Source organism: Virgibacillus sp. SK37, from assembly GCF_000725285.1.
Taxonomy (GTDB): Bacteria; Bacillota; Bacilli; order Bacillales; family Amphibacillaceae; genus Virgibacillus_Q.
The window spans coordinates 3,477,898-3,499,344 of record NZ_CP007161.1; the positions used below are offsets into that span (position 1 = coordinate 3,477,898).

Consider the following 21,447-nt stretch of genomic DNA (forward strand, 5'->3'; position numbering starts at 1 on the left):
GTTCAATATTTCACAATATATATTGTATTGTACCTCCTTGGTACATTTATATAATAACATTATTTAAAGTCTTTGTATATAATTATTGTGAAATATTTCACATATACTTACTATATTATGGCAATTTTGTTAACGTGGTATCGGATAATCCTGCGGAATTCTACAACGAGCATATATACAGAATAATAATTGACTTCTTTACTCAACATATATACTGTATATATAAACATACACAGTATAACACTATTTGAATTAGGAAAGACCGAAAGCAGCGCCCTCTATCGTAAAGAGAAAACTATACGCTTTAACAGCTTTAACTAATTGTCACGTTTACTATTTTCACTAATATTAGTAGATCACAATTTAAAATAAGGGGTGTTTAAGGTGGAATTACCTATCTCCATTTCCAAAGACTCAAGAGAACCTATTTATCATCAAATCGAAAACCAATTAAAAGCGTTAATTGCTGGAGGACATTTACCAGCAGATACACCTTTGCCTTCCATCCGAGCTTTAGCAAAAGACATGGAAACAAGTATGATCACTATTCGAAGAAGCTATCAAAATTTAGAACATCAAGGATTTATAAAAACAATACAGGGCAAAGGCACCTTTGTCGCCCATATTAAAACAGAATTGAAGCAACAGGTGAAAATCTCTACTGTATATTATGAAATCGAAAAAGCAATCAATATTGCATTTGATTATGATTACAACGAAAAGCAGATTCAAGAAATATTTTTTGAAGTACTCTCTTCGTACAAGAAAAATGGAAGCTGAAATATGAATTAGTTGATAAAAATCTCACACTAAAAAAGACGGTAACCACTCGTTCGTTAGGGATTTTATTAAAATTCTAATATTATGAAACTAACTGACTACTTCTACGTATTAAAACATAGGCATATGGTGAGAGCACTTGGGAAAGAAAAACTGCAACAAGGCTAATAAATTTATTGGGAATTTATCCCAATGCATGAGCTGAAAATACAGGAAAATTCACAGACTCACTTATATTTACCACACTATCTACGAAGGAGGGATTGTTAATGGAAGCATTGTTAACAGTAAACAAATTGGGGAAATCTTTTAAAGACAAACAGATCATTTCTGATATATCTTTTGAGGTTCGCAAAGGGGAAATTATGGCCATACTTGGACCAAATGGTGCTGGCAAGTCAACTACCATTCGAAACATTATGGGGATAATGTATCCAGATGAGGGTTCTATTACCTTTACGAACAGTACTGGTAAAGATATTCCAAGACATAAAATTGGTTATTTACCGGAAGAACGTGGATTATACAAAAATGTAAAAGTGATGGATATATTATTGTATTTAGCTGAATTAAAGGACTATCCACAAGCAAAAGCAAAGCAGCGGGCACTTGATTACTTAAAGAAATTTGATCTGGAAGGGAAAGAGAAAGTATCAGTAGAGGAGCTTTCTAAAGGGATGGGGCAGAAGGTTCAATTTATTGCGTCCATTCTACACGAACCGGAACTTCTTATATTAGATGAGCCATTTTCCGGATTAGACCCTGTGAGCCAGGAATTGTTTAAACAAGAAATAAAAGAACTTGCCGAAAAAGGGACAGCTATATTACTATCCTCCCATCAAATGAATTTAGTAGAAGAAATGGCAAATCGTTTGTTTATGATTCACAGGGGACAGAAAGTTATTTACGGATCGATGGAAGAGGTTAAAACAACATATGCAAATTTCAAATGCACCATTCGTGGCATAAATAATTTGGATATTCTTCAAACAATACCCGAGGTACTGCGAATTGAACAACAGGAAGATATATCTGTTCTTTACCTTGAACAGGCTGTTCAACCGACTTTATGGTTAAAGCAATTGCCGAATGAGTTAGTCGTTCATGAATTAACAATGGACCGTGTTTCGTTGCATGAAATATTTATAGATATTGCTACAGATAAAAATATGCTAAAAGAAACAGGTGAAGTATATGCGTAATACCATGAAGGTTGCCAAGTGGGAAATAAAGCGAAACCTGAAGAATAAAACGTTTTTAATCGGGTTATTCCTGACCCCGGTCCTTATTATTGGATTTATGCTTTTGGGTAGTCTTTTTGGTGATGATCCAGCTGATACAGAACAGGAAACAACCAGGGTGTTTGTAAATGATCAGCTCGGTGTATTTCCTGAACTTCAAGAAAGTGTGAATCAGAATAAATTACCTTGGGATCTATTGCAAACCGACCTAACCGAAAAAGAAGTAGCTGCAGAAGCAGAACTAAGTGAGAATACGGCATACATATTTATCGATGAACGCGCGATGCAAGAAGGTAATGTTCCTGTTTATCTCAGTGAGGAAATTCCTCCTTTTTTTTCAAATGAATTGCAACTATTATCTTCTCCTCTACAGACAATGCAAATGGAAGAACTCGGAATAACCGAAAAACAGCTTGCTGTTATCTCAAAAGGGTTTCACTTTAACGAGCAATCGCCAGGAGAAAATATTAATACTACTTCTACAGAAGAAGAAACCAGCTTAGGTGAAAATCCAATAGAAGATCTAGCCCCAGGAGCATTTGCAGGCTTTATTATGCTTTCCATCGTATTTACGGGTATGGCTATATTTCAAAGTGCCTCACAGGAAAAGAAAGATAAAATTGCTGAGATTATTCTTTCATCTCTTACACCAGCAGAGCTTATGCAAGGGAAAATAATCGGTTATTTTGTACTTGGCTTGATTCAAGCAGTTGTATCAATTACTTTGCTTTTTCCTTTTCTTTTATGGAAAATAGATTTACCAATTATAGAGTATATCTTTGTACCAGAGCTTATCCTATTATTAGTTATTGCAATCCTTGGTTTTTTACTATTTGCCTCTCTGTTTGTTGGAATTGGAGCTACAATGGCAGATATCACTACAGCTGGAAATTTTCAAGGTATGGTTATGATGCTTCCTTTCCTTCCTTTTATCTTTATCGGACCTGTAATCAGTGATCCAACTGGTCTAATGGCTCAAATTGGAACCTACATCCCATTTACATCGCCGGGTGTTTTACTGTTACGGTTAACTATTATGGAGGAATGGCCATGGGTAGAAATTGTGATTTCTTTAGCTATATTAATAGTTAGTGTTTGGCTTGCAATGAAGTTGGCTGGAAAAATATTTAAAGTAGGTATTTTAATGTATGGAAAGAATGCAACTCCCGGGGAAATATGGAAATGGATTCGGGCGTAATTATAATAGAGGCAGAGGCTGGATAATTTCAGCCTCTGCCTTATAAATAAATGTGTAACAGAAAGAATCCGTTGAATGCATGAGAACCAATCATAAATAGCAAAATAGTCTTTATTAGATCACTGATTCTTCTCTCATTACTTGTTTCGACTTTCCTCCCAAACAGTCCAAAGTACTAAGGTGATAATGGCACTAATGATAACAACAATGTTCGTATACGGGTGATACCCACCCTCGCTAAAAACAGCCAGTAATGTTCGTATTACAATTGCAGCGATTAATATAACAATAAACTTGAACACACTATTTCCTTTTATAGTCAATTTCTTTCCACCTATCTTTTTTATTGTCTGTAAAACCTTCTAGCGCTCCAAGCACTTTTTCGGTTGTTTTGCTTTCATGAAAATATTAGAACTTACTCATTAACAAATAAAAATTTTACTTATGATTTCCAATTCTTTTACATAGTCTGTAGTAAGCAGTCATATAGTAAACGGCTAAGAACATAAGGAGGTTAACATAATGAAGATAGCAGTAATTCATGGCTCGAGCCGTCAAAATGGTAATGCAGAATATCTTGCCTACCATGCCGTCCCGAAAGAAAAAGCCACCCATATTCATCTTCAAGATTACCATATTCAGCAAATTATTGATGAGCGCCATGAGGTGAAAGGGTTTAAAAATGTTCATGACGATCATAAAGAATTAATTGATCTAATGCTTAGACATGAGATAATCGTATTTTCCACGCCTATCTATTGGTACAGTTTATCAGGCCCAATGAAGACATTTATTGACCGCTGGTCCCAGATTATGCGTGACCCGAATTACGCGCATTTCCGAGGAGAATTAAAGAAGAAAAAAGCCTATCTTATTGCGGTTGGAGGTGATAACCCTACTATTAAAGGATTGCCGCTTGTTCAGCAATTTAATTATATTTGTCAGTTTTTTGGTATGGAGTTTGCCGGTTATGTACTAGGTCAGGCAAGTAAACCCGGCGATATTAAAAATAACAAAAGAGCTTTGGATGAGGCGGCTGTACTCGTAACAGAAATCAACTTATAACTGGTATTTTTATACTAAATGTAAGTCATTCCCTTACAATAAAAATATAATAAGGAAATTCTTTTAGCACTAGTACCTGACTGTATTTGTAGAGCAGTCAGGTACTTTTATTATGGTATTTTTGTTCTAATGTCACTCTCTAACTATTCTTACTTTATTCGTGAACTTTATGCATTTAGGTATATTGACGAATTTTACTAGGGCTTCTGAATTGTTTTACTCTAAAATAGTTTATTTTGTACTTGTATAGGTAACAATTTAGTATTATGATTTACTTACTTTATTAAAATTAATTATAAGGAGGGAAAACGTGAAAAAGATTTATTTTTCAGTTGTTGGTATTTGTATATTGCTATTTTCTATTCTTTTCATTCCTAATACGAGTCATGCAGAACAAGGGGAAATTTACGAAATTGGCGAGATCATTCTTAATGTTAGAAGTGAACCTTCTTCCAGCGGAAAAGTTATTGGTCAGCTAGTTGAAGGTAACAAGGTGGAAATTTTTCAAAAAAAACATGGTTGGGCTCAAACCTATTATGCAGGTGAAGAAGCCTGGATTGCTGCACATTACTTGATTCCAGTAAGTGGAAAAAGTCAGCAAGCGAAAACAGATAGATCCAATGAACAAGTGACCATTACAGCAAGTAATGTCAATATTCGTTCAGGACCTGGCGAAAACCATCCAGTAATTGCTTCCACAGATTCAGGAAATACATATAACATTGTAAAAACTTCAGGTGATTGGCACAACATAGAATTGACTAACGGAAATACTGGTTGGGTAGCTTCATGGTTAACGAATAATGGAACGAACAATAATGCTGCCGGGCAATCAAAGAAACAAACAAACTCAGTTAAAAATACAAAAAAAGCGAATGGCACGTTAAACGGTTATACAATCGTTGTTGATCCAGGGCATGGCGGCAAGGATCCAGGTGCAATTGGGCTTGGTGGGATCTATGAAAAAGATCTCATTTCGCCAACAGCTGAAGCAGTTGCTGGACAGCTTCGTTCGGCAGGGGCAAACGTTATCATGACACGTTCGGGAGATTATTTTGTTACACTCGGTAAACGAGTGGCTATTAGTAATAGCTATGATACCGATGCTTTTGTCAGTCTTCATTATAATACCTTCCCGATGTTGTCTATTAATGGTACGAGCACATACTACTATTCAGATAAGGATGCCGGCTTAGCTACTAAGGTGCAATCTGCTATGGCTTCAACAGTTCCACTGGCTAGTAGAGGTAGTCTACAAGCAAATTATAAAGTATTAAGGGAGAATCGGGCGCCCTCTATTTTAATGGAGCTGGGCTTTATCACCAATCCTAATGACTTAGCTCATATTAAAACTGCCGACTATCAAAATAATGTTGGACAAGCAATTACTACAGGTTTACAAAATTACTTTAGCGAATAATCTAAAGAAAAGCTCCCCTCTTTGACATGGGGCAGCTTTTCTTTATTTGATTCCATATTTATTAGGATGTTATTCCATCATTCGAAAAATAATGTATAGTGAACAAATTATAGCTAGTTTGCGAATGTCTACGGCCGATTACTTCAGTCTGCTGCTGATTAATTTGCTCTCCGGAGGATTACTTCGCCCTCCTGCCGATTAATTTGCTCTACAGAGGATTATTTCGCCCTCCTGCCGGTTAATTTGCTCTGCAGCTAGTAGTCTTCACTCTACTTCGCATCTTCCTCCAACTGTGTGAAAGCTGAAGTTCAATAACTGCAATAAAGTTCTTTTATACTCCAAAATATTTAATCATAGAACGGTTCATGCCAGGCTTTCAACTCCTTCAATAACTCTTGCTGAACGATCGGGAAATTCTTGTTGAACAAGCATCTAAAGTATATTGCTCGAAAAAACCGAACAATTTCTCCTCTTTTTCTAAAGAAGACTAAGTTTGTTCCTTCTCTATTCAATAATTCATTTAAATTGGTAGATACCTCAGATATCCAGGATGCTATACGGTCTTCCGTAGCACCCCGACCCAACAATGCTTCTATAACAAAAACAAGCCTTTCTTCTTCATCATCCAGATAAGGAATTCCTTCCTCATTCCTTTTGAATAAGTTGTGCTGTACTGCTTTCAAACAATCATCAACTAACCCCATATCGAAATATGGATGTTTTACCGCTTCTGACAATAGATCAGCACCGTGTGCAACACTATGCGCCCAACCTTTGTCTTTTACATACCCGCGAATATCTCTTTCTAATTCTAAATATAAAATACTTTGTTTAATAATTTCTCTAACTTCTGTCTCAGATAAACGAAATTCTTGGCTATCTTTTTCTAAAATCAAAGCCAGAACAAGTGAGGAAAAGGATCTTGAGAAAACGGAGTCTGTTTCTGTCTCACCTATGTTTAAAAATAAATGATTGGTATCCATACATGTTTTTACGATATATCTCCACTGATCTACTTTTAAATAATCTTCTTGAATTAATTTCCCGAAAGCGTTGTATATCAATGCATCTCTTAATTCGGGATCGGTTGAGCCAATATTACAAAGCATTTCTTTTATAAGCTCATCCATAGAAATTTTACTAAGGTCGTAGTCATTATGATGAGTAATTTCTTGCAGTACGGTCTTTAATTGCATTAAATGAACCTCCTTTCCAACTCATTTTTCAGCATATATAACGCTTAATATTGAATTTATTTGTTGTGCTTTGACTTCGTAATCATGTGCAACCAGCCATTCTATTAGTAAGGATCTATCAGCATAATACTCATCTTCAATCGCTTCCACAGCTTCCATATTCCCCTCTAAGCGATACATGTCTAGAACACGTTTTCTGTCATTTTCATTTTGGAACATTAAATCTGCAATACATAATTGCCCTCCGGATTTTAACACACGGTTTATTTCCTGCAAGGCTAGCAGCTTTTCTTCATCCGGTAAATGATGCAGAGCATAGCTGGAGACAACTACATCCATTGTGAGATCCATAACGGGTAAAGCCAGAAAATGTCCTTTCCGCACTTCCATCAAAGGATATTTCTCCTTGCATTTTTCAAGCATCTTACCAGATTGATCAACACCAATCACATGGGCACCTTGATGAAGAAATCTCCCTCCTAAATTACCTGTCCCAACCCCAATATCTAAACATTGGTCTTTAGCATTTAACGTAATACATTGCTCTACAGTAGATAAAGCCACATCATATCCTTGATGCACGTTAAACGTATATCCTGCCTTTTTAATATGTTGATCATATTCTATAGCCTGACTATCAAAGTCCCACTTGTCTTTCCACCCTTTACGAATTTGCTTCAGTTTTTTTAGATGCTCCGCCAATTTGGATATCGGCTGGAAATCGGCAGAATCCACATGCTCCATCATTTGATCAATAGTATGAATCATATCCTTCATCTCCAAAAGCTTTTCATACAAGACACTGCGTTGCAGATTTAAATAATCCTCCATCTGCATTCCAGGCTGCTTCAACATCTCCCTAATCTCACTAATTTGAATACCAATCTCTCTTAGGGCAATAATGGTACTTAGCCGATATAAGTCGTCTTCGGTAAAGATTCTATAATCATTTTCTTGGTCTTTTTTTAGACTAATCAATCCTTTCTCCTCATATAAGCGAATTGTTCTAGCTGTTGTATTTAGTTTTTTTGCTGCTTCTTTAATAAGCATGTTCGTCACCCCTTCACGTTTACTATAAGGGTTTACGTTACGTTAATGTAAAGGAGGAATTTCCCTATAGTTCAAAATGCTCTTTTATCCTTTCTGCGACTTCCACGGCACTTAGCTTGTTATTATCAATACGAACATAATTATCTCGTTTGAGTTCGCCTTCACGTGAATTCAGTCGAAGGGTTTCCATACTGTTTAATAAATTTTTCTCTGATTGGTTTATGTTGCGTTTTGTTGGTTTGTGTTCCAATCGGTTTGCAGTTTTATTTCGTTTCAGCCGGATATCTAATTTCGCTTCTAATTCTACAAAATAGATTTCCGCGTTTTTTTCTCTAAAAATAGTACATACATGTTCAACGTTTTCCCAATCCTCTTGCTTGTTAAATGCCCAAACAAAGGTAAAGATTATTCCATCTTGATCCGTGTTGGCAAAGGAACGGAAAATTTCTTCCCGAAAGGTATTGGATAACTTCCATAACTCCGGACTAAATCCAAATAATGGTTCTAAAAGATCGATCGTCATGTGGTTATGCATTAGTTTCAAGTTAGTAAGTTTGGCAAGCTCCTGGCCAACTGTCATTTTTCCAACTGCCTGAGGACCGAATATGAGTACTAGCTTCATAGCTTATCACCTTTCTATTTTTTAAAATGCAGCTCTACGTTAATTAAGTACTTTTTGATACCAATTTACACCATTTTCACAAAGTACCTTTCGTGCCTCATTTTCTCCCAATACGTCTATAATAAGTTCCATATCGGATAGTTGAAATGGTCTTTCTGCTCTTGTAGATGGAAGGTCTGTCCCAAACAATAGTGCTTCTGGATTTACTGCATGTATTTGTTTCATAGCTTTTGCTGGATCAAAGTCAAGTCTGCCGAAACCAGTTGATTTTACCTTCACTCCTTGGTCGACTAAGCGAAGCAAATCATGAAATCCGTCCTGTGTTAATCCCAAATGGTCAATAGAAACAGCTGGTAGATTTACAATCAACGAAAAGTAATCTTTCAGTTTGGTGGAATCAATATACAACTCCACATGCCAATTGACCATTTCATACACCCGCCGAGCAACATTTTCTAAATTCACCATCGCCTCTGTTCCTCCACGTTTCACATTAAATCGTACTGCCCTAACCCCTAATTTATGTAATTCAATAATCTCGTCATCGGATACATCGTATGGTAATTGTGTTACACCTACAAAGCCTTCGCCAAGTAAATGAAGGGCCTTTTTCAGGTAGGATTGATCGAATCCTTGAAAGGGGCCTGACACAATCGCCCCTCCTGTCACGTTTAAGTTCTTTGTTTTCTCTTTATAATCCTTACATGTAAATTGATCCGGCACGTATCCTTGGTTGGGAATTAGGGGATATTTTGGATCAATAATATGTAAATGAGCATCGAAGATTTTCAAAAAAATCCCTCCGTAATGAAATAGTTAACCTAAATGCAGCTTTAATCCTTCGTGGGAAGCTCGAAATCCAAGTCGTTTATAAAACTCCAAAGCTTCGGGTCGCTGTTTATCAGTTGTCAACTGTACAACATGGGCGCCTCTTTCTTTGGCAAGGTGAATGGCCCATTCGATCATTTGAGTTCCTATCCCCTTACCTCGTAAAAATTTATTAGTTCTTACACCCTCTATCGTCGCTCGCCATCCCCCCTGATAAGTTAAGTAAGGTGTGAAGGTGATCTGTAATACCCCAACTATTTCTTCAGCGAAAACAGCTAGGATTAATTCATTATTTGGATCTCCTTGAATTGCATTAAACGCTTTTATATAACTTTCCGGTAGTGGATCCTCAAATCTTTCTCTCTTCCTTCCCAATTCATCATCTGCAAGTAATTCAATCATTTTATGAAGGTCCTGGATCTCTGCTTTTTTACATTTGAGTTGCGTATTCATTATTTACACACCTGCTTCTTTGCTTGTTACCTTTATCATAACCTACTAACAAGCGTACAAATAATACTTTTTTGTTATACACTTTGATAACGGTTTGTTTTCAACTATTTACAATCATCATTTTTAATAATCGCATACAATTTTAAGTCATGTTGCTTTCCTTTTGCATACATCGCCTGTCTCAGTGTTCCTTCATACGTCATTCCACACTTTTTCATGACGCCCTCCGAACCTGTATTCTCCAGAAAACATTTCGCTTGAATCCGAACAAGTCCTCCTTCTCTGAAGCCAAATCGGATAACTTCTGTTGCGGCTTCTGTCATCAAGCCTCTTCTCCAACACGTGTGGGATAGTACATAGCCAATTTCACCTACTCGGTGTTTTTGATTCCAAGTAACATAATTGATTGTTCCAATTAACTTATTATTCTCCTTTAGAATAAGGCCCCAAAAATATGACTCGCCCTGTGCATAGCCTTGTAAAACTAAATCTAAGAAAGTTTTTGTATCCTCCAGCGACTGATGCGTTTCCCATGAAACGAATTGAGATACCTCTTTACAGCCCCCGTATTCGTTCATATCATGAAGATCATTCTCCGTAATTCTTCTTAGAATAAGCCTTTCTGTTTCTAATTCTGGTAAACTATTTCTCACATACAAACCTCCTATATTCAACTTCTTATTAAAATAAAAACTCACCCCCAACGTTTTTACTTAATTGTAGGAGTGATTCATCAACTGCCTTATGGAATAATCGTTTTGGATCTTCCATCCTTTCATTATTTATATCTCAGTCCCCATCCTTAATTATTAATTAGGTCCGTGGTTTTGGTTATTCATATTAGCCTGATGAATAATATTTTCCGGAAGATTACGGGGGTCATCATTTAAAGGCTTAGCCTTTTCCCCGGGGTTTATCCTCCCACCTCTTTTTTTGGCGACCAGATCGATAATATAGCCAAACACTAATAGCCCTCCGACTATTTGAAGCCATAATGGCATATGAATCTCCCTTTCCTTAGGTTTATTTATTTCTAGTATATGTTTATTTCAGATTATTTACAATATTACTTTACAGTAACTTCCTATTTCCCATGAAATGTAACCTTTATCGCATCATGTTATACTGAAGAAAATAAAAAAGTGAGGGTATTATATATATGGACAATAAATTGGAAAAACTAGCGAAAGCTACTGCAGAAGAGTGTGGTCTAAGCAACTACTTTCTGAAAAGAAGCCACATCTTTAAAGAAAGTGGTATACCTGGGGAACATAGCTACCTTTTATCCACAGAGTGGTTCCCTGAAGACTCTGAGCCTATGGATGAAGAACTCAATCCACCTGGTGCTGCTGTGATCGATATTGATATTCAAACTGAAAAAGTGAAGCGAATTATTTTTGTGCAGGATGTCTCCTTTGCTGAAGAAGGCAGTTTTCCTAACTTAAATCAAAAAGAAGAAACGATTACATGGATCGAAAACATTACCGGCTTGGAATTTGGACGACAATTTCAGCTATTGCCTACAGAGGGAACGACAATGCATTTTCAAGCGGCTGTTGATAACATTCCGGTTTTCCCTACTGGTGTAATTAATGTGGAGTTTAATAATGAAGGCCAACTTACGCTATTTTCTATTGATGGTAACTTCCCTTCCGAAGATGCTATTCATTGGGAGCCTTTTGCGTTAACAACAGATATTGTTGAATCTGTTGCGAAAGAACAAATGCAATTGCTTGAAGTGCCTTTAGAGAGTGAAGAAATGTGGAAATCTATCTATAGTGCAACGAGCGTATTTCTAACAAATGACGTTAAGAAAGTAATTACATTTGAAGAGGCAGAAGAACAGGCTGCTTATGTAAAAAAACAAATTATTATGGAATGGGAAGAAGCTATTAAGGATCCTTTTTCTCCAGTAGAAATCGACTTATCTCTTGAGGCTACGGAGGAGGAAGCATTATCTGATCATAGCACTTCTAAGAAGGAACTGGATAAAGAGGATGAGGAAAAAGCAACATTAGAAATTAAGCGGTTCCTACAACGAGTTTATCCTGATGACAGTGGTAAATGGATGCTGCACAGTTTGCGTTTACAAGATTCTTATATCATTGCAGAGTTGCTTCCTGCAGAACGTGGGCGACGAGTAATTGATCGCAAACTTCAGGTATATCTTGATAGTGAAACATATACTGCTTTGAATTACTCAGATTTTGATAGCCTAATTGAAATTTTTGAACACTTTTCGCCAGCTCAAACGCCGGTTTTAACAAAACAGCAAGCATTTGAGCTTTTACGTAAACATGTAGAAGTTACACCTGTTTATGTGTACAGTCAGACAGAAGACAAATATATATTATGTGGAAAAATAGATTGTTCCTATGGTGTTGACGCAGTATCAGGGAAAGTTATCCCATTGGATCAATTATAGATAAGATAGAGGTATACTTTATCTCCGCTTTACAATGCATACCTGCCTATTAGTTAGTTGTGGGCGAGTGATTCTGTCGTAGATTATATTTTCATTATCAGCAAGGGATCATAAATTTTAGGTTGGGGGCCACCAGTGATTAGCAAAATAGATAAACTGCGACGTAACTTAATAGTACTCTAAGCGGCCGTTGCGGAAAACACACTCCGCTTTCCGTGGGCAACGCTTCAGCTGTTGCTTTTCCCACAGGAGTCTTCGTGTTTTTCCTACACTGGAAAAGTGGTTAGATATTAACCCGCTATTTATGGTTTAAAGCAGATACAAATTGATTGGAGCGGAAGGGGGAGACTCCTGCCGGGCCGGAATTGCATGAGCTGAAGACACTAAACGGAGCATAGCGGAGGAAGCGGCTGAAGCCATGCCGGGCGGCAAAGAAGACACTGTGAGGTTACGAACAGATGTCGCGCTTGTACCCGGAGGTGTGAAAGCGTCCGCATGCAACGGAAATCAATGGGGCACTTCTCCTCAAATATTTCACTGAGCTTTTCATCAATAAAGTTACGTCGCAGTTTCCTCCAACTATGAAAAAATAAGCATTTACAATAAATCATAAAGAAGCATGCCTCCGGTGAAAAAGAGGCATGCTTCTTTTAATTTTATAGATCGTCAAATCCGTTTAAATCACTTGTTTTGGTGTACTGTCTTGATTTTTGTTCAAAGAAATCAGTTTTAGTTCCATCAAAGTTATCCACATATGCACGAATCCACTTCATTGGATTCTCCACATGCTCTGGATATAATTCTTTCAATCCCATCATCCGGAGCATTTTATTTGCACGGTATTTAATATAGCCTTCCATTTCCTCTAAATCTATTCCCTCTACATTTCCCAATACATAATTCGACCATTCTGTTTCCAGTTCTACTGACTGCTTAAAGTGATCGTATACCCATTCAACAAATTCTTCTGTATTATGTTCCGGATTTTCTGCCAATGTTGCTCTGAATAGCTCAGCAATGAAACGGCCGTGCTCTAGTTCATCTCTATTAATATAACTAATCATCGTGGAAGTACCAACCATTTTGTTATGACGAGCCAGATTATAGAAAAATGCAAAGCCAGAATAGAAGAACATTCCTTCAAGTAACGCAGTGTACGCTAGGGTTTTTAGAATGTTATCCATTGTAGGTTTTTCCACAAATGAATTGTATTGGTTTACTAAGTTTTCATTCCGTTTCAACAACACAGGATCTTTTCTTCCAAGCTGAAAGGATTCGTTTTGTTCATCCAATGAGACAACGGAAGCAAGTACATACGAATAACTTTCATTATGCACAGCTTCTTGCTGGGCAATTACCGCCATGATTGATTGTACGGACGGATCTGTTGCATATAACGAAATTAGTAAAGCAGTCCGTGTTTGTGGGCCATCTAATGTGGACAATAATCCGATGATCTTTAAATATGCCTCTTTCTCCGCTTCTGATAATGTGGAAAATTGTTTTACATCCCCTGCCATATTTACCTCATCAGCCTGCCAATAATTCCCGATCAGCCGCTTGTATATCTTATACCAATGTGGATATGCAATATCATTCCAATTCAATATCCCGCTTGATTCCCCCCCAAATAAGCCTGTGGACTTATTTGGATTACGCGGCTCTAAAGTCTTTGCTTTAGAAAGCATAACTTCTGACATGTTCTAAAACTCCTTCCACCCAGTCATAAATTCTTTTTTCCTGATATCCCCGGGGAGACTGTTCAATTTTAAGCCCTGGCCATTTACTATTATAAAATTGAACCAGTTTATCTACTGCTTTACAAAACAATTCATCCCCGCCAAATTGTGTATCACCCGTACCAAAAACTGCAACATTCTCAGGCTTGTAGCCAATTTCCCATATAAAGTCTTTCACTTCTTCAGGCGTACTGCCCCTATCCCAGGTAAATGTTCCAATAAAGATAAAATCATAATGGGAGACATCTACAGGGGGATCTATACCCATAAGATGTGTATCTACATTAAAACCTTTATCATAAAGTTGTTTCGCGATATGATCAGCAACTTCTTCCGTATTGCCACTATAGGTATGATACGCAATTAGCATCCTCAACTTTGACACCACTCACATTCTTCGACATCATTTGATGTTGAACGTACGTAATAGGTTGTTTTTAATCCTTCCTGCCATGCCTGCAAGTGAAGATTTAGCAAAACAGAGGCTTTAATCGTATTTGGCACATAAAAGTTGAATGAAATACTTTGATCTACGTGCTTTTGTCTAGCCGCATTTTGTTTCACAGACCAACGTTGATCGACAATATATGCAGAACGGCGATAAATATCGTACGTACGATGATCTAATTCTGGTGCCGTAACAGGAATCTTGAAATCCTTCTTTTCTTCGTTGTAAAAAGCTTTAAATACAGGATCAATACTAGCTGTAGAACCGGCAATCATCGCTGTTGTAGAGTTTGGTGCAACAGCCATTAAATAGCCATTACGCATTCCGTTCTGCTTTACTTCTTCTTTAAGTCCTGTCCATTTGTCACTCGTATACCCTTTATTGGTGAAGTATTCGCCCGTTTGCCACTTACTGCCTTCATATACAGGATAGGAACCCTTTTCTTTACTTAATTCCATACTGTTTTTAATGGTTAAATAAGCAATTTCCTCATACAACTCATCAGCGAAATTCACTGCTTCGTCTGTCTCCCATTTAATATTCTTCTTGGCAAGCAAATGATGCCAACCGAATGTACCTAAGCCGATAGCTCGGTATTTTTGGTTTGTTAATTGTGTTTGCTTAATTGGCAATGTATTTATATCTATTACGTTATCCAACATACGTACTTGGATTTTTAACAAACGATCAAGCACACCGTCGGGAACAGCTTTTCCCAGATTAATTGAGCTTAAGTTACAAACAACGTAATCACCAGATTTATATTTTTGCACAATCGTGTTTTCATTTTCTACAAATTCTTCTATAAATTGCGTTGGAGATTGATTTTGCGTAATTTCTGTGCATAAATTCGAGCAATAAATAATTCCTTCGTGTTCATTACTGTTCTGACGATTCACTTCGTCACGATAAAACATGAATGGCGTGCCTGATTCAAGTTGTGATTTCATTATCCTTTTCATAATAGAAATAGCTGGCACCTTTGTTCTGGAGAGATCTTCATTTTGAATACATGCTTCGTACTTCTCGCGCCATGTACCGCTGCCCTTTTCTTCATCATAGAAATCTTCCAAGGAGAAACCCATAACCTGTCGTACTTCATGTGGGTCAAACAGATACCAATCGCCCCGCTTGTCCACTTGTTCCATAAAGTAATCAGGCAAGCAAACCCCTGTAAAAATATCATGGGCGCGCATTCTGTCATCTCCATTATTTAGCTTCAGATCAAGAAATGCTTCAATATCTTTATGCCATGCATCTAAATAAATGGCAATGGCCCCTTTACGAGTGCCCAACTGATCCACGTTAACAGCTGTATTATTCAGCTGCTTAATCCAAGGGACGACACCACTGGACATACCTTTAAATCCTTTAATTGCACTACCGCGGCTACGGATTTTACCCATGTATACACCAATTCCTCCGCCATTTTTCGACAGTTTGGCAATATCTGTATTACTGTCATAAATAGATTGAAGACTATCGTCGACTGTATCGATAAAACAACTGGATAACTGACCATGCGTTTTTCCGGCATTCGTTAACGTTGGGGTAGCCACTGTCATATAAAGGTTGCTAAGTGCCCAATATGCTTCCTGGACAAGTTGTGCACGTTGCGCCTTATCCTCATCCTGCATTAAATACATAGCAATTATCATCCAACGTTCCTGAGGTAACTCCATTACATTCTTATTGTGATCTGTGGCAAGATAGCGACTTGCTATGGTATGTATTCCTAAATAGTTAAACAGCAAATCTCTTTGTGGATCAAGCTGCTTTTCAAAAGCCTCAATTTCTTCTTCATTATATTTATTTAATAGGTTAGTAGCATAAATTCCTTGCTCCGTTAGCGTACTAATTAATTTATAAAAATTGCCATAACGTAGATGCACATCAAAGTCCCGGTTTTTGGCAGCTTGACGATATAGCTCCTCAAGAAAAATTCTGCTGGCAAGAAACGTCCATTCAGGTGCAGATTCGTCAATATTTTCTAAAGCATTCTTAACTAAAATATCGGTTATTTTTTCCAAAGAAGTATCTTCTTGAATTGCTCTCAATGATTTTTCAATATACTTTTCCGTATTTATGGGTAATTCTTTTGCTGCCCGGTTAATCCATTCCATTACCTTTTCTTCGTAATCCAAATTCTTTGTTATCATGTGAAACCTCCTCAAAAAAATAATACCGATATACTGTCACCTTAACCTTTAGTGCAATAAAAAAACCGTTCTCCTCATATTAGGAACGGTCAAAACGACAGAACAGTGCTACTTAAACTAGCATCCATCGTTTCACCTTCTCTAATCCCGGAGAATGGAAACTACAAGTTATGGCAGGTATCCTGACTTTTGGTCTTTCTACTAGAGTCCTTCCCATTTGCTCAATAGACATCTCAAACAGTGGAATCATCTCGTTCGTCACAATTACAGTTGCGGGTACAGTTCCAGAATTTCACTGGATTCCCTTTTAAACACGAATGGTGTAACCATAACCAAAACACTATATATAGTGTTAATATTATATTTAGTTATCGATATATTGTATCTATAGACTATCATAGGTAATGAAGTTTATCAAGAAAAATGTAGATAAATATATACTCAAAAATAAAGAATTTAATATTGAAAGCTTTCTAGTCTGCTAAAGAATTGTTTTATAAATTCATAGAATAATTTTTCCGTTGGCAGCAGTTGTCGTTCTGCGGGGATAACTACACCCACTGTACGAGTTACATCTGGTTCCTTAATGGGAATTTTCACTGTAGAACGTGGTAAATGATCAACAAGCGTAATTTCAGGAACCAACGATACACCAAGCCCAGCAGAAACCAGTCCCTTAATGGCATCAATATCCTTTCCCTCAAAAGAAACTTTAGGTGAAAATCCAAGCTGTCTGCAAGCCTTTATGATAATATCGTGTAATACAAAGCCTTCTGGAAAAAGAACAAAGGAATCGTCCCTTAATTGATTAAGATGTAATGCCTTTTCCTGGGCAAGTCTATGTTGTTCTGGTAATAATGCAACAATTTTCTCTGTAAATAGAATAGAGTGCTTTAATCTTTTTTCATTAAGTGGAACAGGTCCAAGCAACGCTATATTACTTTCACCTCTAATTACAGCATTCTTTAAATCATAATATGAACCTTGATTCAATTCAAATTTTACATTTGGGTATTGATTTCGAAAAGCTGAAATAGCAGTAGGTAGAATATAAGCCGCCAAGCTGCTCGGAAAACCGATATGAATGGTACCCCTTTGAGGGTCTGTATATTCTTCTACTACTTGTACCCCATCATCTATTACGTTCAATGCTTGCTCCATATGATCAAGAAAAACCCTGCCAATAGGGGTCAATCTTACATTCCTGCCTTCCCTGATAAAAAGATTAACACCAAGTTCTTCTTCAAGATTAAATATTTGTCTACTTACTGCAGACTGGGCAACATGTAGCGCATCAGCAGCCTCTGTAACATGCTCGCGTTTGGCAACTTCAATGAAATATTTTAATTGTCGTAGTTCCAAATTTAACCGCCACCTTTTATTAATCTCATTATAGCATTAATTATATCTAATTTTCATATTGTTAAGATGAATTAATTCAGGTAAAATAATAAACAGAATATTCATTAATTCGGTTGGATTTTCTTAGCGATAATTTGAAGGAGGTTGTTGATGCCTTTATGAGTCTAATTAAAGAGAAAAAGGTTTCAGATGATAAATCAAGCGTAGAGAATGTAGAAAATTACTTAGAAGGACTTTATAAGCGTGTTCTTGAGCGAAATCCCAATGAGGGTGAGTTTCACCAGGCAGTTGAATTGATCTTCCAATCCCTCTCCCCTGTCCTCATTAAAAACCCTATCTATATTGAAAAAGGCATTTTGGAACAACTAGTTGAACCTGAGCGCGTAATTACCTTCCGTGTCCCATGGGTTGATGACAATGGGAAAGTCCATGTAAATCGTGGTTTTCGTGTTCAATTCAATAGTGCGCTGGGCCCTTATAAAGGTGGGCTTCGTTTTCACCCATCGGTCAATTTAAGTATTGTGAAATTCCTAGGTCTGGAGCAAATTTTTAAAAACTCACTAACCGGTCAGCCTATAGGTGGAGGTAAAGGTGGAGCTGATTTTGATCCAAAAGGAAAATCAGATAATGAAATTATGCGCTTCTGCCGCAGTTTCATGACCGAGCTTGCGAAGTATATCGGACCTGATGTTGATATCCCGGCTGGAGACATTGGCGTTGGCGCTAGAGAAATTGGTTATATGTTTGGCCAGTATAAGAAAATCCGCGGGACTTTTGAAGCTGGAGTACTAACAGGGAAGGGATTAAATTATGGCGGCAGTCTTGCCAGAAAAGAAGCGACCGGTTACGGCACCATTTATTTTGTAAAAGAAATGCTGAATAGTGCGAACCTGACTCTTCAAGATAGTACAGTTGTCGTTTCAGGATCTGGTAATGTGTCTATTTATGCAATGGAAAAAGCATTAGAATTCGGTGCAAATGTTGTTGCTTGCAGTGATTCCAGTGGATATATTTACGATCCGAATGGAATTAATCTGGATACAGTGAAGCAGATTAAAGAGGTGGAGAGTGGACGAATTGCCGATTATGTTGCAATTCATCCTAACGCTGAATTTGTAGATGATTGTTCTAAGATTTGGACTGTGCCTTGTGATATTGCTCTTCCGTGCGCAACACAGAATGAGATCGACGAAGCTGATGCAAAATTATTAATTGCTAATGGTGTTAAAGCCGTTGCAGAGGGGGCTAACATGCCTTCCACAACTGAAGCAATTGATTTATTCCTTGAGAACGATATTTTATTCGGACCTGCAAAAGCAGCTAATGCAGGAGGAGTAGCTGTTTCTTCTCTCGAGATGGCTCAGAATAGTATGAGAATGTCATGGACATTTGAAGAAGTAGATATGAAATTACAAGAAATCATGCAAAACATATACCAAAATTGTGTGGCAGCAGCCGAAGAATATGGCTATCCCGGCAACTTAGTTATCGGATCAGATATTGCCGGATTTGAAAAGGTTGCAAATGCTATGATTGAACAAGGTGTCGTATAAATTAGTTTAAAAAAGTGCTTACCCGAGTGGTAAGCACTTTTATTATGGAATATAACTAAGTCCGATAAATCTGCTTTAAAATATATGTTAATATTTTTCCACGACTTATAATAGCCATTAACCCAGAACCGCTCGATCACTTTCGAATTGCTCACCTCTTATACGCTGGAACTCGCGTAATAAATCTTCCACCCTTAAACCACGCTTCGCCTTTCCGCTTACTTCAAAAATAATTTGACCTTTATCCATCATTACCAAACGATTACCTAAATCCAAGGCTTGCTGCATATTATGTGTAACCATCAGCGTAGTAAGTCCTGAATTGGCGACAACCTCTTTTGTAAGCTCTGTTATTAACGCTGCACGTGAGGGATCTAAAGCAGCTGTATGTTCATCTAACAACAAAATATCCGGGTCAGTAAAAGTGGTCATTAAAAGAGATAATGCCTGCCTTTCTCCACCTGATAAAAAACCTACTTTCGCATTCAATCTGTTTTCCAGACCAAGGTTCAGTGTCTTTAATTGGTCTCTGAACATCTCTTTCCTTTTTTTAGTTACACCAAATACAAGCTTTCTTTTTTTATTACGCGCATAGGCCATTGCCAAATTTTCTTCAATTGTCATCGAGGGGGCTGTACCTGCCATTGGATCTTGAAATACACGTCCGATAAAGGCCGAACGTTTGTATTCCGGTAAATGGACAACCTGTCGTCCATTGATTAACACATCTCCAACATCAGGGTATAGATTACCGGAGATAGTATTCATCAAGGTTGATTTTCCTGCCCCATTGCTTCCAATTATAGTAACAAAATCTCCCTTTTTAAGATTGAGGTTTATATCTGTCAATGCCTTCTTCTCGTCTGGAGTACCTTCATTGAAGGTAATGGAAATATCTTTTAAATCCAACATAGTTACGCCCCCTTTGCATGTTGATGAAGTTGTGCTCGTTTCTGTAAACGACGCTGCTTTTCTTTTCGCGCGTGTACTATTTTAGGTGTAATTAATGCTGCTATTACTATAAGAGCAGTCATTAGCTTCATATCTCCTGTTTCTACAAAGTCAAAACGCAGAGCAACTGTAACGATCATACGATATATAATAGCTCCTCCGATTACCGCAATAGTCGCTCTGGCAACGGTTTTGGTGCCAAATAATGCTTCACCAATAATTACGGAGGCGAGCCCTATTACAATCATACCTATCCCCATTCCAACATCTGCAAAGCCTCCAAGTTGAGCAATTAAAGCACCAGCAAGAGCTACCAATCCATTGGAAATTCCTACACCAATGATTGTCAGATTATCTGTATTTGCTGATAAGCTGCGAATCATACGTTTGTTGTCACCAATCGCTCTTAGTGCTAAACCAATTTCTGTCTTAAGGTAAAAATCAGTTACTAATTTTATAGTGATTGTAATTACTAGCATAACGAGTAAAAAGGCCCACGTGCTTGGCAATCGATCCGCACCCATCGCTGTTAATAAACCATTTAAGGCCTGATCAACACCGGTATTACCCCAAATCGTTTGCAGTTGGGTGAAAATGGTTGTTTCATTTAATAGCGATAGAGTAGGCGTATCCATGATCCTTAAATTAATGGAATAGAGTGCAGTCATCATGAGAATCCCTGCAAGCAGGGCGTTAATTTTACCCTTTGTATGCAATAAACCGGTAATACATCCTGCAAGAAAACCTGCTCCAATTGCAAATATAGTAGCTATAACCGGTGGGACTCCGTTAATAATTGAGATTGCTGCGACGGCACCTCCGGTAACGAAACTGCCATCTACAGTTAAATCCGGGAAATCTAAAATACGAAAGGTTAAATAAACTCCCAATGCCATTATTGCATAAATGATTCCTGATTCTACTGCACCAAACATAGCTATTAGCATCGTATATCCC

Annotated in this window: 21 protein-coding genes and 1 riboswitch; of the genes, 7 read left to right on the forward strand and 14 right to left on the reverse strand. The window is 37.5% G+C overall.

What is annotated here, in order from left to right; translation table 11 throughout:
- The first annotated feature begins 384 nt into the window (after positions 1 to 384).
- The 3 genes from X953_RS17070 (at position 385) to X953_RS17080 (ending at position 3,219) form a co-directional block, all read left to right on the forward strand.
- Positions 385 to 780 carry a GntR family transcriptional regulator gene (locus X953_RS17070; protein ID WP_019379303.1) on the forward strand — a complete coding sequence of 132 codons (396 nt, stop codon included), beginning with the start codon at positions 385 to 387 and terminating at the stop codon, positions 778 to 780.
- Positions 781 to 1,049: 269 nt separating this feature from the next.
- A complete protein-coding gene (locus X953_RS17075) occupies positions 1,050 to 1,982 on the forward strand; it encodes an ABC transporter ATP-binding protein (RefSeq protein ID WP_019379302.1) in 933 nt (310 codons plus the stop codon).
- Entirely contained in the window at positions 1,975 to 3,219 is a 1,245-nt protein-coding gene (locus tag X953_RS17080; protein WP_040956633.1) for an ABC transporter permease, read from the forward strand. The genes X953_RS17075 and X953_RS17080 overlap by 8 nt, the downstream gene beginning before the upstream one ends.
- 137 nt (positions 3,220 to 3,356) lie before the next feature.
- Here X953_RS17080 and X953_RS17085 read toward each other — a convergent pair whose 3' ends face one another.
- Positions 3,357 to 3,542, reverse strand: a complete 186-nt coding sequence (locus tag X953_RS17085) for a hypothetical protein (protein ID WP_019379300.1) — start codon at positions 3,540 to 3,542, stop codon at positions 3,357 to 3,359.
- A 199-nt stretch (positions 3,543 to 3,741) separates the two neighbouring features.
- Here X953_RS17085 and X953_RS17090 point away from each other — a divergent pair, with 199 nt between their 5' ends.
- Both X953_RS17090 and X953_RS17095 read left to right on the forward strand, forming a co-directional pair.
- Positions 3,742 to 4,284, forward strand: coding sequence for a flavodoxin family protein (locus X953_RS17090; protein ID WP_019379299.1), 543 nt, complete (start codon positions 3,742 to 3,744; stop codon positions 4,282 to 4,284).
- A gap of 310 nt (positions 4,285 to 4,594) precedes the next feature.
- Complete coding sequence (locus X953_RS17095) at positions 4,595 to 5,704, forward strand: N-acetylmuramoyl-L-alanine amidase (protein WP_019379298.1); 1,110 nt, start codon at positions 4,595 to 4,597, stop codon at positions 5,702 to 5,704.
- A 347-nt stretch (positions 5,705 to 6,051) separates the two neighbouring features.
- Here X953_RS17095 and X953_RS17100 read toward each other — a convergent pair whose 3' ends face one another.
- The 7 genes from X953_RS17100 to X953_RS17130 form a co-directional block, all read right to left on the reverse strand.
- A complete protein-coding gene (locus tag X953_RS17100) occupies positions 6,052 to 6,900 on the reverse strand; it encodes a DUF2785 domain-containing protein (RefSeq protein WP_052350192.1) in 849 nt (282 codons plus the stop codon).
- 21 nt (positions 6,901 to 6,921) lie between these two features.
- On the reverse strand, positions 6,922 to 7,950 hold the full coding sequence (locus X953_RS17105; protein ID WP_040956634.1) for a methyltransferase domain-containing protein: 1,029 nt from the start codon (positions 7,948 to 7,950) through the stop codon (positions 6,922 to 6,924).
- Between the two features lie 64 nt (positions 7,951 to 8,014).
- On the reverse strand, positions 8,015 to 8,572 hold the full coding sequence (locus X953_RS17110; RefSeq protein ID WP_040956635.1) for an AAA family ATPase: 558 nt from the start codon (positions 8,570 to 8,572) through the stop codon (positions 8,015 to 8,017).
- A gap of 39 nt (positions 8,573 to 8,611) precedes the next feature.
- A complete protein-coding gene (locus tag X953_RS17115) occupies positions 8,612 to 9,364 on the reverse strand; it encodes an amidohydrolase family protein (RefSeq protein WP_040956636.1) in 753 nt (250 codons plus the stop codon).
- Between the two features lie 24 nt (positions 9,365 to 9,388).
- Positions 9,389 to 9,853 carry a GNAT family N-acetyltransferase gene (locus tag X953_RS17120; RefSeq protein WP_019375749.1) on the reverse strand — a complete coding sequence of 155 codons (465 nt, stop codon included), beginning with the start codon at positions 9,851 to 9,853 and terminating at the stop codon, positions 9,389 to 9,391.
- Positions 9,854 to 9,957: 104 nt separating this feature from the next.
- A complete protein-coding gene (locus X953_RS17125) occupies positions 9,958 to 10,506 on the reverse strand; it encodes a GNAT family N-acetyltransferase (protein WP_084715734.1) in 549 nt (182 codons plus the stop codon).
- Between the two features lie 156 nt (positions 10,507 to 10,662).
- A complete protein-coding gene (locus X953_RS17130) occupies positions 10,663 to 10,854 on the reverse strand; it encodes a hypothetical protein (protein ID WP_019375747.1) in 192 nt (63 codons plus the stop codon).
- Between the two features lie 158 nt (positions 10,855 to 11,012).
- Here X953_RS17130 and X953_RS17135 point away from each other — a divergent pair, with 158 nt between their 5' ends.
- Positions 11,013 to 12,278 (forward strand): hypothetical protein, encoded by a 1,266-nt coding sequence (locus X953_RS17135; RefSeq protein ID WP_040956638.1) that lies wholly within the window; start codon positions 11,013 to 11,015, stop codon positions 12,276 to 12,278.
- A gap of 656 nt (positions 12,279 to 12,934) precedes the next feature.
- Here X953_RS17135 and X953_RS17140 read toward each other — a convergent pair.
- The 4 genes from X953_RS17140 to X953_RS17155 form a co-directional block, all read right to left on the reverse strand.
- Positions 12,935 to 13,978, reverse strand: a complete 1,044-nt coding sequence (locus X953_RS17140; RefSeq protein ID WP_040956639.1) for a ribonucleotide-diphosphate reductase subunit beta — start codon at positions 13,976 to 13,978, stop codon at positions 12,935 to 12,937.
- Positions 13,956 to 14,387 (reverse strand): flavodoxin, encoded by a 432-nt coding sequence (locus X953_RS17145; protein ID WP_198023347.1) that lies wholly within the window; start codon positions 14,385 to 14,387, stop codon positions 13,956 to 13,958. The genes X953_RS17140 and X953_RS17145 overlap by 23 nt, the downstream gene beginning before the upstream one ends.
- Positions 14,388 to 14,389: 2 nt before the next feature.
- A complete protein-coding gene (locus tag X953_RS17150; RefSeq protein WP_369792747.1) occupies positions 14,390 to 16,588 on the reverse strand; it encodes a ribonucleoside-diphosphate reductase subunit alpha in 2,199 nt (732 codons plus the stop codon).
- A gap of 190 nt (positions 16,589 to 16,778) precedes the next feature.
- Positions 16,779 to 16,970: riboswitch (cobalamin riboswitch) on the reverse strand.
- Positions 16,971 to 17,080: 110 nt separating this feature from the next.
- A complete protein-coding gene (locus X953_RS17155; RefSeq protein ID WP_019376450.1) occupies positions 17,081 to 17,986 on the reverse strand; it encodes a LysR family transcriptional regulator in 906 nt (301 codons plus the stop codon).
- 158 nt (positions 17,987 to 18,144) lie between these two features.
- Between X953_RS17155 and gdhA the strand changes: the two genes are divergently transcribed.
- Complete coding sequence (gene gdhA, locus X953_RS17160; RefSeq protein WP_019376451.1) at positions 18,145 to 19,539, forward strand: NADP-specific glutamate dehydrogenase; 1,395 nt, start codon at positions 18,145 to 18,147, stop codon at positions 19,537 to 19,539.
- Between the two features lie 117 nt (positions 19,540 to 19,656).
- Here the strand turns inward: gdhA and X953_RS17165 are convergent, their stop codons facing one another.
- Together X953_RS17165 and X953_RS17170 are read right to left on the reverse strand one after the other, a co-directional pair.
- A complete protein-coding gene (locus X953_RS17165) occupies positions 19,657 to 20,451 on the reverse strand; it encodes an ABC transporter ATP-binding protein (RefSeq protein WP_019376452.1) in 795 nt (264 codons plus the stop codon).
- 2 nt (positions 20,452 to 20,453) lie between these two features.
- Positions 20,454 to 21,437, reverse strand: a complete 984-nt coding sequence (locus X953_RS17170; RefSeq protein ID WP_040956641.1) for an ABC transporter permease — start codon at positions 21,435 to 21,437, stop codon at positions 20,454 to 20,456.
- Between the last annotated feature and the right edge of the window lie 10 nt (positions 21,438 to 21,447).